Source organism: Leyella stercorea (assembly GCF_021531355.1).
In the GTDB taxonomy this organism is placed as follows: Bacteria; Bacteroidota; Bacteroidia; order Bacteroidales; family Bacteroidaceae; genus Prevotella.
In genome coordinates this window covers 153,288-167,113 of record NZ_JADYTS010000001.1, presented here as the reverse complement: position 1 = coordinate 167,113, position 13,826 = coordinate 153,288, and the positions used below count along the sequence as shown (strand labels likewise).

Annotated in this window: 11 protein-coding genes and 1 tRNA gene; 8 read left to right on the top strand and 4 right to left on the bottom strand. The window is 48.7% G+C overall.

The features are described 5' to 3' along the window. Positions 1–7: 7 nt before the first annotated feature. From I6E38_RS00660 to I6E38_RS00625, 8 genes are all read left to right on the top strand, one after another. The gene (locus I6E38_RS00660; RefSeq protein WP_235392165.1) at positions 8–1,294 is read left to right on the top strand and encodes a RagB/SusD family nutrient uptake outer membrane protein; all 1,287 of its coding nucleotides are present in this window, start codon (positions 8–10) and stop codon (positions 1,292–1,294) included. Next, positions 1,291–4,230, top strand: a complete 2,940-nt coding sequence (locus I6E38_RS00655) for a SusC/RagA family TonB-linked outer membrane protein (RefSeq protein ID WP_235392164.1) — start codon at positions 1,291–1,293, stop codon at positions 4,228–4,230. Before I6E38_RS00660 ends, I6E38_RS00655 begins: the two co-directional genes overlap by 4 nt. A 105-nt stretch (positions 4,231–4,335) precedes the next feature. Further along, positions 4,336–5,754 (top strand): RagB/SusD family nutrient uptake outer membrane protein, encoded by a 1,419-nt coding sequence (locus tag I6E38_RS00650; RefSeq protein ID WP_235392163.1) that lies wholly within the window; start codon positions 4,336–4,338, stop codon positions 5,752–5,754. 20 nt (positions 5,755–5,774) lie between these two features. Then, positions 5,775–6,500 (top strand): DUF4843 domain-containing protein, encoded by a 726-nt coding sequence (locus tag I6E38_RS00645; RefSeq protein ID WP_235392162.1) that lies wholly within the window; start codon positions 5,775–5,777, stop codon positions 6,498–6,500. Further along, positions 6,500–7,408: a PKD-like family lipoprotein gene (locus tag I6E38_RS00640; protein ID WP_235392161.1), complete on the top strand. Its 909-nt coding sequence runs from the start codon at positions 6,500–6,502 to the stop codon at positions 7,406–7,408. The genes I6E38_RS00645 and I6E38_RS00640 overlap by 1 nt, the downstream gene beginning before the upstream one ends. Continuing rightward, entirely contained in the window at positions 7,372–8,028 is a 657-nt protein-coding gene (locus I6E38_RS00635) for a hypothetical protein (protein ID WP_235392160.1), read from the top strand. Before I6E38_RS00640 ends, I6E38_RS00635 begins: the two co-directional genes overlap by 37 nt. Before the next feature lie 81 nt (positions 8,029–8,109). Then, on the top strand, positions 8,110–9,246 hold the full coding sequence (locus tag I6E38_RS00630; RefSeq protein WP_235392159.1) for a leucine-rich repeat domain-containing protein: 1,137 nt from the start codon (positions 8,110–8,112) through the stop codon (positions 9,244–9,246). A 66-nt stretch (positions 9,247–9,312) separates the two neighbouring features. Continuing rightward, positions 9,313–11,793 (top strand): zinc-dependent metalloprotease, encoded by a 2,481-nt coding sequence (locus I6E38_RS00625; RefSeq protein WP_235392158.1) that lies wholly within the window; start codon positions 9,313–9,315, stop codon positions 11,791–11,793. A 370-nt stretch (positions 11,794–12,163) separates the two neighbouring features. On the opposite strand, the gene I6E38_RS00620 is transcribed toward I6E38_RS00625, so the two are convergent. From I6E38_RS00620 to I6E38_RS00605, 4 genes are all read right to left on the bottom strand, one after another. Then, a tRNA-Arg gene (locus I6E38_RS00620) sits at positions 12,164–12,237 on the bottom strand. A gap of 78 nt (positions 12,238–12,315) precedes the next feature. Further along, positions 12,316–12,828, bottom strand: a complete 513-nt coding sequence (locus I6E38_RS00615; RefSeq protein WP_235392157.1) for a hypothetical protein — start codon at positions 12,826–12,828, stop codon at positions 12,316–12,318. A 37-nt stretch (positions 12,829–12,865) separates the two neighbouring features. Further along, complete coding sequence (locus I6E38_RS00610; protein WP_235392156.1) at positions 12,866–13,222, bottom strand: hypothetical protein; 357 nt, start codon at positions 13,220–13,222, stop codon at positions 12,866–12,868. Positions 13,223–13,226: 4 nt separating this feature from the next. After that, on the bottom strand, positions 13,227–13,766 hold the full coding sequence (locus I6E38_RS00605; RefSeq protein WP_235392155.1) for an RNA polymerase sigma factor: 540 nt from the start codon (positions 13,764–13,766) through the stop codon (positions 13,227–13,229). Positions 13,767–13,826: the final 60 nt, after the last annotated feature.

Below are 13,826 nucleotides of genomic sequence, written 5' to 3'. Positions count from 1 at the left end.
TTCGACAATGAGAATAAGAATAATATATATAATGATGATAGCTTGCACAATGCTGCAGAGCTGCGATGATTTCTTCGACAAGACCGGCGACGACAGCAATGTCACTGCGGGGAAATTCTTCAAGGATGAGACAGCTTTCATGCAGGCATTGACCGGCATCTACATGCAGATGCGTGCTCCTGAGCTTTACGGCAACACCCTTTCGCTCGGCATGATGGAGTTCGCCTCACAGACATTGGAGCCTTATGACGAAGAGACTGCAGCGGCATCCGAGCTACACTTCGATGCTCCGGCATTGCGGCAGCGTATGGACACGATGCGGATATGCGCCGACAGAGTCATAGAATCCTGCGACAGGATAATAGACGAAGCAGAGCATACGAAGGTGGTATTCTTCACTTCAGGACTCAAGGAGATAGTCCTGGGCGAGTGCTATGCCATCAAAGCCGCCATGACATTCGACCTCCACCGCCTTCTGGACCTTCCTATGGACGGAGTGGAGGAATGGCTTGATAAGGCAGACAGACTGCTTTCTGCCAATGACCCCATAATGAATGCCACAAATCCTTCATCGGTAAAAGTGGGAGAAATAGACCGAAGGCTGCGCACTTTCCAGCTCAATGCCTATGCAGTAAAGGCGCTGAAAGCCAGAGTGGCGCTATGGAAAGGCGACTATCAGAAGGCATTGGACAATGCAGACTCAGTGATGCTGCATACAGATCCGGCACGGGTGGCGACACGATATCAGCTCTTTTACTTCGTCACACCGGGCAAGTATGGTTCTGATTACTGCTTCTCCCGTGAGAATATCTTTGCTTTGTCATCATTGCCGACAGGTTTCACCCGTCTGAGCGCAACGCTTTTCGACCAGAAGAAAGTCAGATGCCGTACTGACATCGACCGCATTTACGCCCAGCAGACTGACATCCGCCGCAGGGCATGGTTCCGCGAGCAGGAAGACGGCACGCAGATAATGTCAAACAAATACGGACCGAACACCCTGCTTACAGGCTATGTGAGCACAGAAAGCGGCGGAAGCACCGACCTTCCGGCTGCAATCCCTTACATCAGACTGGGCGAAGTGCAGCTCATAGCGGCAGAAGCTTTGTGGCGACTGGACCGCAAACAGGAGGCACGCCAACGCCTTATAGCGATGCAATCAAGCAAGGATGTGACCTACGCAGCCGACGCATCGGAGGATGCTGACCTCCTTCCGATGATATATGATGAATACCGTCGTGACCTCTTTGGCGACGGACAGTTGTACTATCTCAATAAACGTATCAGTCGATGAAAACGAGAATATTGATCATACTGACGCTGATGGCGGCAGACTCCGTGGTGTTTGCGCAAAGCAAAACACAGAAGACAGCCAAGGAAAAAACCGCTATGGCAAAGAATGACAGCACCGTACAGAAGAATGACATAATGCTGTTTGGCAAGATAGGCGAGACTGTCGTCACGGGATATTACTCCAAGACGAAGAACAGCTTCACTGGAACAGCGGTGCAGGTGTCCGGCAAAGAACTGATGAAGGTCAACAGCACCAATCTGCTTGAAGGTCTGAAGGTGTTCGACCCCTCGTTTCAGGTGGTAGATACCCGTGGCATTTACGGTTCTGACCCTAACCATATACCTGACCAGATAGAGATAAGAGGACAGAATACAATGCCGGACATCTCGCAGAGCAACCTGCAGACAGTGACAACTTTACCCGTGTTCATAATCGATGGCTTTGAGGTAAACGTGCAGAAAGTATATGACCTCGACATCAATCGCGTGAAGAGCATCACTATACTGAAGGACGCTGCCGCAGCAGCGATATACGGTTCGCGTGCCGCAAACGGTGTAGTGGTCATCGAAACCATCACCCCGATGGCAGGAAAACTGCAGATAAGCTATACAATGAACGGCAAGTTTGAGATTCCGGACCTTTCGTCCTACAATCTGATGAATGCGGCAGAGGTGCTGGAATTTCAGAAGAAAGCCGGCGTATTTGATGCATATCGTGAGGGGGAAGACGCAGGACTGAATGCCAATTCCTATAATGTGGCACGCCGTGCCGTGCTCAGTGGCGTTGATACCTATTGGCTTTCAAAGCCTTTGCAGATGGGTTTCCAGCACAAGCATTCACTCATCATCGAGGCTTCACCAAAGACATCACTGCCTGGCGGAACGAAAGTTCGCTTTGCGGCAAACCTGAGTTACAGCAATCTCAACGGTGCAATGAAGGGCAGCGGACGAGACACTTACGAGGCTGGCACAAAGTTGATTATATCCAATCACCGCATCCGTGTGACCAACGACCTGCAGTTTTCCATGGTGGATAGCAAGGAATCGCCTTACGGAAGCTTCTCTTCCTACACCTCGGCACTGCCTTATTATCAGGAGAAAGATGCTGACGGCAACTACTACCGCATGCTTTCCCTGTCAAACTTAGCGCCTGAAGGCATCGCTCTCGGAGTGCTGGCATCCATGCAGTCGCCTGTCTATGAAGCGCGATACCTCAACAGTTACTCCACTTCGAGAGGTATGAACGTGACGAATAATTTCGGAATAAACTGGACCATCACCGATGATGTACGTCTGAAAGGGTCGTTCTCACTCAGCCATGACAGCGACCGTGACGACGCATATGTATCGCCTGGCAGCTTCGAATATATCAACAACAACTCCTCCATCACGCCCGATGCGCTCTACCAGCGTGGAAAATATACGCTCGGACACAGTTCCTCGACCACCGTCTATGGCAGTATGCTGACGTCATATACACATAGTTTCGGTCGTTTCGACGTGCAGGCGATACTCGGAGCCGAAGCCAAGCAGACATCAAATGAGAGCGACAGCTACACCATGACGGGATTTCTCGGCAATTCGCAGGACTATATCTCCTACGCAGTGCAATATGAGAAGTACGGCAGAATCACGGGAGGCAAGTCCAAAGTCCGCACTGCCGGCATCTTCTGCAACCAGAACTACAGTTACGCCAACCGCTATCTCTGTGACCTTACTATCCGTATGGACGGCAGTTCGCTCTATGGTGACCATCAGCAGACCACGCCTTACTGGAGTGCCGGACTGAGATGGAACGTGCATAATGAGCGTTTCTTCGCCGGAAGCAGTGTGGTATCACAGCTCGCCTTGCGTGCAAATGTCGGCACTACGGGCAACCAGAACTATAACCGCAACCAGGCAAGCAACCAGTATAATTATCTGACCAAGGTCTATGGAGGATACTTCGGTGCAATAATCACCACACTCGGCAATCCCGACCTCAAGGGACAGACCACATATAACCGCACCATCGGACTGGAGGCTTCGCTCTGGAAGAACCGTCTCAACCTGGAGTTCAACTATTACAACAACAAGACCAAGGGCAACCTGACCAGCATCACCGTCGCTCCATCATTGGGATTCGACACCTATAAGGCAAATATGGGCGACCTTCGCAATGAGGGCTTTGACTTCAACATCAGTTATTCCCCGGTGCGCACAAGGGACCTCCTGGTCAATGTCACGCTCAACGGCACAAGAAACCATAACACCATACTCAAGATTTCAGACGCTCTCCAACGATATAACGACATGGTCAATGCCAACGGTTCGGGTTCCACCACTCCAGTATTCCTCTTCAAGGAGGGTGAATCCATGAATACCATCTACGCAGTGCGCTCCCTTGGCATCGATCCGGGCACGGGAAAGGAACTCTATATCGACCGTAACGGCAACACCACCTATACATGGAATGCTCAGGATCAGGTGCCGGTAGGCGTCAATGAGCCAACTCTCAATGGCTATGCCGGACTGAATATCCGCTACAAGTCATGGGAAATAGGCACCCATCTCAATTACTCCTTCGGCGCAGACAAGTACAACTACACCCTGCACCAGAAGATAGAGAACGTCAACTATATGACAAACAACGACCGCCGCGCCCTTACCGAACGATGGCAGAAGCCGGGCGATGTGGCTCTCTACAAGGCCATCACCGACAACAGCGCCACCAAAGCGACGTCAAGGTTTGTCCAGCACGAAAAGAGACTGAGCATGACATCGCTGAGATTGGCTTACAATATGGACTCTGACAGACTCCGTGACAGCTGGATATCCATGCTAAGGCTCTCCATTACAGCGAATGACCTCTTCTATGCCAGCACCATAAGGCAGGAGCGAGGTCTCAGTTATCCTTTCACACGTTCGGTAACATTCAATGCTCAGGTGAATTTCTGACAAACAGCAAAGCGCCCACTGTGCCAACGGCTTCTACCGTTGGATAACAAATGTAGAAACAACGAAACAGCAAATCCAAAAAACCGCATTCCCCCCCTATTGATTATGCGCAAAACATTATTATACATATTATCCATTATACTGCTGCAGAGCTGCTCATGGTTTGATGTAGGAGCCGAGTCGGAGATTGACGAGAAGGATATGTTTGTCAATGCAGACGGTTACTACACCGCTCTGACTGGCATATATATCAGCATGGGCAGCACCGAACTATATGGTGGCAACCTTACTCTGACAGCCCTCGAACCGCTTACACAGCAATATAACGTCAAGGAAGATGACCCCGATCGCGTCGCTTGGTCACAGTTCAGATACACCACTGACGGAGGACAGGAACTCGTTTCTGCCATCTGGCTCAAGATGTATAACACTATAGTCAATGCCAATATGCTACTTGCCAAACTGCCGGAGGCGGAAGGTAAGATTGACAGCGACGTGATTGACATCATTCATGGCGAAGCGCTCGCTCTCAGATCATTGATGTATTTCGACCTTATGAGATTATTCAATGAGAGTTATGAGGTAAATCCAGAGTCGGGAAATGTACGCTTCAAGACAGACTTCGGCTTTGTCCTCGGTAAGAAAATGAGTAATGAGCAGCTTATTGATACCATTATCTCTGATCTTATGCAGGCTCGCGACTACCTGAAGAAGGACCCTCTATATTGCAACAAGACATACAGCAACCGCTATATGGCTTACGACCGCACGCAGAGGATGAACTATTACGCCGCCATTGCCTTGCTCGCAAGGATGGAAATCTATCGCCAACATTATGCAGAGGCGGCACGCTATGCCCAGGAAGTGCTGGATTCGGAGAAGTTCAGGTTCATTCTTCCGGAGGAAATCCTTGAGACTGACATCTACGGAGTGGAGCAGAAAGCCGACCGCATCTTCATGCCGGAGATGATTTTCGCCCTCTATTGCGAGAATATCCTCACCGTTTCACGCTCCTGGTATGAAGGTCTGACTGGCGATTTTGCCAAGAGTGCCAACGCATACGAGGACAATGATGTGCGCAGAGCATGGCTATACCAAAATCCGAGCGCAAATGGAAAAATCAATATGATACGCTATCAGCGGTCTGTTAAGTCGGAGGATGCCGGCAAATACGGCGACCCAGTCGTTCCTATGCTGAAAATCAGCGAGATGTATCTCATCCTGGCTGAGTGCAATCTCAATGGTATTGAGACCAGAGAGAATGCCTTGAGCCTTCTGAATACTATAAAGCAGAAACGCGGAGAGGCTGCTCTTCCGGCTACAGCTACCACACAGACCTTGTGGAATGAACTGACACATGAGTATGTATGCGACTTCCGCGGCGAGGGACAACTATTCTATTATTACAAGCGCCGCAACCTTTCGTCCATTGATGACGGAAACTACAACGGCAATACTGTCAGCGTTCCAGCCTCAGCTTATGTGCTACCGTTGCCGGATTACGAGAAACAGTTTGGATATTGACACTTTCACCTCTTACAGCAATGCGAAAAATTCTATACATAATGCTTACAGCCACAGCCCTATTGTCCGTAGCAGCCTGCTCGGAAGATACGCTGGAAACCTACGACACATCAACCAGTGCGCTCAATATAGCACGCGGCACTGTCTTTGGTTCTGCTGCAGACTATCCAGAGAGCTATAGTTTCAATGCCTATTTCCTTGGTGGAAAGGTGACGGACTACACGCTCCAGATACCTGTTCGCCTGCAGGGGGTGATAGATTATGGTCGTGACCGTCACTTCGGAGTGATGATTTCGGAGGCAGAAAGCGAAGGTGTCACCGCCAGTTCTGCGGTGGTAAGTTTCGACAGCAAGCAAGTGTTTCGCAGCGGAATGTATCAAGACACGCTCCGCGCCACCATCCACGTAGATAAGATGGACAGCGAAACGACATACAAGATGCGCCTGAAACTCATCCCGGGCGACGATTTCTCGGCGGGAGTGCCGGAGTATCAGTATGTGGATGTGCAGTTTACAAAAAACCTTACCATCGCTCCTGCCTTCTGGGAAAACAATAGCAAACTGAGCAAAATCACCTATTCAGCCCGTAAGTGTGCCGTCTTTCTAGAAATCAGCGGCATCACCGATCCTGAATGGGTGGATGACGGCAGCAGCGTTATCCTCGATTATTGGATTTCGCTCTGCAAGCAATGGTTTGAACAACATGAGGAATATGACTCCAACGGTAACAGAATATACTTTGAATAATGCGTAAAAAGACAAGAATATACTATCAGTTGCTCATCCTCGGCATCGTGATGACCTCCCTTCTCTCATGCTATGGAGATAAAGACAGCGAAGCCACGGACGACATTCAGCAGGTGACTGCCATCAATGGCATTGCCACTGACGGTTCATATACGCTCTATCAGGGGGACACTCTGAGGATAAACCCTTCGCTGACCTTCTCCGAAGGGGCCGATTCCCTGCGCTATGACTACCGATGGGTGGTGGGCAAACAGCAGGAAATTGCCACTGGCAAGCAGTTAGTATGGGAGGTTTCATTGCCTTCTGGATATAATATGGCGACTGATATCCCTGCTGTCTTCATAGCAAAGGACAGGGAAAACGGACTGGAGTTTCGCAAGACATTCTCCTTCCAGGTGCTGAGCACATACACACCGTCCTCCATTGTGGTCTATCAGAAGTCTGACGGACGCACCGAATGGATGTCATTGCAGGGTGATGTGCGTGCCTTCACGAAGTATTACCCCGACATGATAGAGCGGATAAACCCCGATGAACCCATCAATGGCAAGTATTACGGCACGCTGTATGCCCTCAATGAGATAGCCGTTTTCACAGATCAAAGCCCTTCTTGGGGCAGATGTATCAGCATGCGCAATGCTGATCCAGACAATGGTTTCTATCATAATGTTGGTGAATATACCGGCAATATAATAATAAGGTGTATATGGGCAGCGCCTCCAGACTGGACATCAGCAATGTCACCTTCGGCTATGGCGCATCGAAATACTTCATCTGCAATGGTAATCTCCATGTCTTCAATGGTCTGGACCGCAAGCTTCCTGTATTCAATGAGAACACTTTTGTCAAGAGTCGCAATGTGCGTCAGGCTATGTCGAGCAAGCAATTCCAGAGGTTTAAGAAAGTGACCTTCGTGCTGCATGACGACAATACGGTGGGTTGCTACCATGTCTATAACGACCAGATGGAGCATATCAGCATTGAAGGCGAACCTTTCCGTCTCGACAGTCTCTGCGGATGCTTCACCGAAGCCACAGGATTGGGCTCCAATCAGCCGTATGAGGTATATCTGATAGGCAAGCGTGACGGAGAGTATGCCATATATGAGTTCTGTGTCAACTATGTCAAAACCACTGTTCAGCCCATCTCTCTCAAGCGCATCATGCCGATTGATGCCTCTCTTGCACGGACTGTAAGATATTGGTGGGGCTCGTTTGGCGAGAGCTATGCCTTCTATTCTGTTGGCAATAAGGTATATCGCTTCGACTATTACAACATGAAAGAGTTTAATCCTGTGAAGTCCAAACTGCTGATTAGCCTCGATGAAGGCGAGCAACTGGTGGATGTATTCCCTCTCATTACTGGCTTAGGACTGCGTGATGAGGATGATTGCACCGTCATGCTGACCTATCGTCAAGCCACTGGCTGCTCCTCCATCCGCGTCTATGATAGCGTGACCGGCAAGCTCATCAAAGCATATCAGGACATCATCCCCGGCTATGCCACCTATTTCACGAGGTGTATGTAGGTATCCAGCCATCATATCCACTGCGTAATCGGCAGATATTGATAATCCAAATAATATAAATAATAAACACAAGAAGCGCTTATGAAATGCAAACATCTACTCCTTATCGCATTCTCACTCATGGCATTTACTGCTCATGCTGAGACAAAAACTATCAAAGTGGAGACTGCCGGCACCCTCTCCACTCTCATCAAAGGTGATGACCTCAATGTCATCGACCTCACCTTGACCGGCAATATCAACAAGGCTGACATAGCCTTCATCCGCCAGAATATGAAGGTAGAGACGCTCGACCTCAAGGATGCCAACATCGTCGCTTACTCCGAGAAAGTAGGCGAAACCACGATAGAGTACCCTGCTAATGAGTTTCCTGCCAATGTCTTCCAGAAGAAGGAGAATGATAATGCCATCATTCCGCTGAAGAAGATAATCTTCCCGGCTACCATGACTTCTGTGGGTTCATACGCTTTCGACAGTTCAGACCAGTCAAAATTGGAGACAGTCGATTTCTCTAATTGCTCAAATCTTGAGACTATCAAGGGCAAAGCCTTCAAATTTTGCTATAAAATCACAGAAATAGACCTCTCAGGTCATGCCAATCTCAAGACTATTGAGGAATACGGCTTCGAACAGACGGGCGCAAAGACCATCAATCTCGAAGGATGCTCGGCTTTGGAATCCATCGGTGAGCGTGCTTTCTCCCAGAGTTATGAGTGCACCGCCCTCAATCTCAAAGGCTGCACGGCCCTCAAGACCATAGGCAATCGTGCCTTCCTCAATCTCTCAAAGAACAGCTCTAAGACAAAAGGCTACAATCTTGTGCTCGATTTCAGTCCCTGCACATCGCTTGAGACCATATGCGAGAGCGGTTGCCAGTCTGCAAAGGCTGTGGCATTCATCCTTCCGGCTTCTGTAAACGAACTGCAAAAGAATGCCTTCAACCTCTGCACCAATGCGAAGTATTCCCGCTATTACTGCAAGCTTCCTGAGCTTGGAAGCAGTGCTCTGAAGTCTCTCTACAAGAAGAAGTGCTACGTTCTTTCTGGTAACAAGGCTGACTATGAAAATGCAGGCTTCACAGACGTGGAGGAATTTGATGCTACCGGCATCAAATCCATCGCCTCTTCTATCGCTAATGGCAAGGCATACAGCATTACAGGCCTGCCTTATAACGGCACTGGCATCCGCATCATCGGAGGCAAGAAGTACAGCAAATAGCATTAAGCCACCGTGTCAGCCACGTCACTGGCTGAAGAAAATATTAACAACTCTAAAACCAAACAAATGAAAAAACTATTGTTACTTGTGTGCATGGCAGCAATGATAAGTCCAGGAGCACAGGCAAAAAAGAAGTCAAAGGTCACCAAGCCCGTAAAGAAAGAAGTAAGACAACCGGCAGTAAAAGGCCTCTTCAATGTGCAGAAGCATAAGGACGACTATTACTTCCAGATACCAGACTCACTTCTCGGCAGACTCTTTCTCACCACCACACGCTATGTTTCCACACCTGTGGATGCTGGAGTATATGGCGGAGAACTGGCCAATGAGCAGGTGCTCTACTGGGAAAAGAACAACAAGCAGATGCTCCTGCGTGCTCATCTCTATGACATACGCGTCAAGAGTGATGACAAGATTGCTACTGCTGTAGCCAACTGTACCCAGGATCCTATCGTCTATGCCACCAAAATAGACTCTACGCTGACAGACTCCACCGGAGTGAAGTTCTACAGTATCAACGTCACAAATATGTTTAATTCCGACAATGCCGTCCTCTCTCTTGAGGAAAGCAGCAAGTCGGCACTCGGAGTGACTGCTTTCAAGAAGGACCTCTCCTACATCGAGCGCATCAGCACATTCCCTATCAACACCGAGATTGTCACCGTAAAGACCTACGGTTCGAAGGCAAGCACACGCATCCCTGCCGGAAAGATTACGGGAAACATCACGCTGAAGGTCAACACCTCCTTCGTCCTTCTGCCTAAAGAGCCTATGGCATTCCGTTCCTATGACCCTCGTGTAGGCTATTTCACCGAGGAATTCACCGACTTCGGTGACGATCAGCAGCAGGTGAAGCGCCATCAGGTCATCTCCAGATGGAGACTGGAGCCTAAGGATATTGAGGCTTATCGCCGTGGCGAACTCGTGGAGCCTGTCAAGCAGATAGTATATTACATTGACCCTGCTACACCTAAGAAATGGGTGCCTTACCTCATTGCCGGCGTCAACGACTGGAATGCGGCATTTGAGAAGGCTGGTTTCAAGAATGCCATCTGCGCAAAGGAATGGCCTAACGACTCCACCATGAGCCTAGAGGATGCCCGCTACTCCGTGATACGCTATCTCGCAAGCGACATCAGCAATGCCTACGGACCGCATGTCAGCGACCCTCGTTCCGGTGAAATCATCGAGAGCCACGTGGGTTGGTATCACAATGTGATGCAGTTGCTCCACGCATGGTATCAGACACAGGTCGGTGCTGTGGATAAGCGCGCACAGAAGCCTGTCTTCGATGATGAACTGATGGGCCAGCTCATCCGCTTCGTATCTTCACATGAGATAGGTCATACCCTCGGATTGCGTCATAATATGGGTGCAAGCCATGCCACTCCTGTAGAGAAACTCCGTGACAAGGAATGGCTCGAAGAGCATGGACACACGGCTTCCATCATGGACTATGCCCGATTCAACTATGTGGCACAGCCTGAAGACAGCGTGACATACGCCGGACTCTTCCCTCGTATCAATGACTATGACAAGTGGGCAATAGAATGGGGCTACCGCTATTTCCCTGATTCTAAGGGCGAACGCGACGAGCGCCTGACTCTCAACAATATGATTATCAATAAGCTCAAGGAGAGTCCACGCTACTGGTTTGGTGGTGAAGGCACTGACAATGACCCTCAGGCACAGACAGAAGACCTCGGCGATGATGCCATGAAGGCAAGCACCTACGGCGTGAAGAACCTCAAGCGCGTCATGGCAAACATCCAGAAATGGAACTATGAGGAGGCTGATATGGATGCCAATCTCAAGTTTGCATACAAGAATGTAATCAATCAGATGGGACGCTTCTACGGTCATGTGCAGAAGAACATCAGCGGTGTATATCATGATTACAAGAGCGCTGACCAGGAAGGACCTGTATATACACCAGTAGGAAAGGATGTGCAGCGTCGCGCATTGGCATGGCTCAATGAGAATATGATTGTAGAACCAGCATGGCTTTGGAACCAACCTTTCGCCCGCAGACTCAACCGCGTGCCTGAGAATGCTGTTTATCCTATCGTGGACCGCACTCTCGATGCGCTCACATCGGCTATGACTCTCAATCTCATCAGCAAGCATTGCTATCTCCAGGACAGCTACAAGCCGATGGATTATGTCAACGAACTCCTCGGTTATCTCTTCCGTTCCACAAAGACTGGAGCCAAGGTGTCCAACTATACTAAGCACATTCAGCGTCGTGCTGTCAACAATTTTGCAAGAGCATGGCGTGTGACTATGGTGGAAGACCAGCGTCCGTATGCCTATGCTGCCCTCAAGAGCATCCGCTCTATGGTGCAGAATGCCAAGACATCTGATGCCGACACACGTGCTCATTACGAGGATCTCGATGAGCAGATACGCATCATCCTCACCGGACTTGCTCCTCAGAAGTCATCCAGTTCTTCTTCTGACGCAATGTCAAAGATGGGTATCGATGAAGAGGAGTTTCTCATCAATCCAAACAAATACAGTCCATGCCGTATGTTCATGGAGGAGTAGTTGTCTTTATATTGCCCAGTAACGCGGGCAACATAGTAGCTTGTATTGTTGACTTTTTGGATACCATTCGAGATACGTCTCCATTAAAGTAGCATACCCTGCGGAGCGTAGTTTATTGTTATCTATCGCCCTTTTTAGAATTCCTTGTCGAATGGTACTTCCACGATGTTGTCTTCACATATCCACATAAAGGTCTGCACTCCCCCATACCATTCGATAAGCAAAAAGGAGAGCCAACACGTGACTCTCCTTTTTTCCAGTGATCCCGTTGGGATTCAAACCCAAGACATTCAGAACTTTTTCTCAACCAGATCTTTCTGCTCTTTATAAGCAAAAAGGAGAGCCAACACATGACTCTCCTTTTTTCCAGTGATCCCGTTGGGATTCAAACCCAAGACCTTCAGAACCGGAATCTGACGCTCTATTCAGCTAAGCTACGGGACCTTTGCACCTGCTTACTCGTGAGTAAGCGAATGCAAAGGTACAAAATTAGTTTCAATTCAACGACCAACCTACTACTTTTTATTTTGTAGAGTTCTTATCCATTGGTCGTGGTCCGAATTGACCGCGCATGGGGCGTTGTCCTTTCTTTCCTCTATGCTGAGCGAATCGCTTCATCATGTTCTTCTCAATTTCATATACACGCTGAATCTGCTTCTGTGTCATAAACTTTGAGTATTCCTTGTAATACTTCTGTCGGATGTCGAGAATCTTCTCGCTCATTTCGAAGCGCTTCTTGATGTTCTGCCCAATTTGCTCCTCATTGTTATTGCCATTGCGACCATTGTTATTGCCATTGCGACGAGGACGCGGACCAAGAGCCCAGATCTCCTTCTGGCATTGTATGTAGGTGTTGATGAACTTGGCTGTAGTTTCATCGTCAAGAGCAAGGTCTTTGGCTATGTGTTGAGCCTGCTTCTCTGCAAGCTGTTCGCGAGTGAGGCGCTGCTTATTGTTGGGAGCCTGAGCGAAAGAGTTGACGGTGAACATCATCATTGCGATGACAAGCATCATTACGTTGAAAATCTTTTTCATAATCTGTGATTTTTATTTATGTTATACATTTATTGACTTAATTGTTGATGAACACATCATCCTGATATACATCCAGAATAAAAGCCTGGTCGCCATCCGAGAGTTGGGCGAACGCCTGTTCTACCTCCAGCATATCATTTGAAGCCGCTGACGGCTTGGGAGCAAAGAAGTGCATGTTGATGACAAACATTGCGGCAACTGCAGCTGCTGCCGACAGCGATACGGGCCAAAGCCACTTACGGACTTGACGTTTCTTCGCTTTAGAGTCTGTATTCTTCGTGGTGCTATCTTGTACGGCATCAAGGATGTTGCTCTGCATCTTGGCGAAGAAATCGTCAGGAGTAGCGTACGGCATGCGTTTGCCCACTTGATTGAAATCGAAATTCTTGTCCATATCCTTAATCGTTTGAGTTCATATACTTTATTATTTTCTCTTTGGCAACATGATAGCTTGACTTGATGCTTGTAGCAGTAGAGTCGGCTATCTTGGCTATCTCGTCAAAACCGAGTTCGTCATAGTAGCGCAGGTTGAAAGCCAACTGCTGTTTGGGTGGTAATGTCAGAATTGCCTTTTGCAGTTTCACCGCCAGCTTGTCGGCATAATCAATGTAGTTGTCGGCAGCAATGATGTCCACGCCTGTCGTAAGCGAATCGAACGAAACCATCTCCTGCCGACGCTTGCTTATTAGTCGCAGTGCCTCGTTGGTGGCAATGCGATACAGCCATGTACGCAAGGAGCTGTCACCCCGAAACTGTCCGAGCGAGCGGAACATCCTCACAAACGTCTCTTGTGTGGCATCCTGAGCATCATCGTGCGAGACCACCAGTCGGCGGATGTGCCAGTAGACAGGCTCCTGATACTTGTTCAGAAGCATCCTGAAGCCCGTCTCCCGGCTTTCGTTCAGTGTTTCTATTATATCATTATCATTTATCGTCATAGCATCAACTTCTATCTGTTACATCTATTTGACCTTGATATTGATGAAAAGTAAAAAACG

Bases quoted from the DNA above. Each gene is read 5' to 3' on its own strand.
- I6E38_RS00610 (WP_235392156.1), bottom strand. From the start codon at position 13,222: ATGGACAAGAATTTCGATTTCAATCAAGTGGGCAAACGCATGCCGTAC.
- I6E38_RS00625 (WP_235392158.1), top strand. From the start codon at position 9,313: ATGAAAAAACTATTGTTACTTGTGTGCATGGCAGCAATGATAAGTCCA.
- I6E38_RS00630 (WP_235392159.1), top strand. From the start codon at position 8,110: ATGAAATGCAAACATCTACTCCTTATCGCATTCTCACTCATGGCATTT.
- I6E38_RS00640 (WP_235392161.1), top strand. From the start codon at position 6,500: ATGCGTAAAAAGACAAGAATATACTATCAGTTGCTCATCCTCGGCATC.
- I6E38_RS00635 (WP_235392160.1), top strand. From the start codon at position 7,372: ATGTCGAGCAAGCAATTCCAGAGGTTTAAGAAAGTGACCTTCGTGCTG.
- I6E38_RS00645 (WP_235392162.1), top strand. From the start codon at position 5,775: ATGCGAAAAATTCTATACATAATGCTTACAGCCACAGCCCTATTGTCC.
- I6E38_RS00650 (WP_235392163.1), top strand. From the start codon at position 4,336: ATGCGCAAAACATTATTATACATATTATCCATTATACTGCTGCAGAGC.
- I6E38_RS00655 (WP_235392164.1), top strand. From the start codon at position 1,291: ATGAAAACGAGAATATTGATCATACTGACGCTGATGGCGGCAGACTCC.
- I6E38_RS00615 (WP_235392157.1), bottom strand. From the start codon at position 12,828: ATGAAAAAGATTTTCAACGTAATGATGCTTGTCATCGCAATGATGATG.
- I6E38_RS00605 (WP_235392155.1), bottom strand. From the start codon at position 13,766: ATGACGATAAATGATAATGATATAATAGAAACACTGAACGAAAGCCGG.
- I6E38_RS00660 (WP_235392165.1), top strand. From the start codon at position 8: ATGAGAATAAGAATAATATATATAATGATGATAGCTTGCACAATGCTG.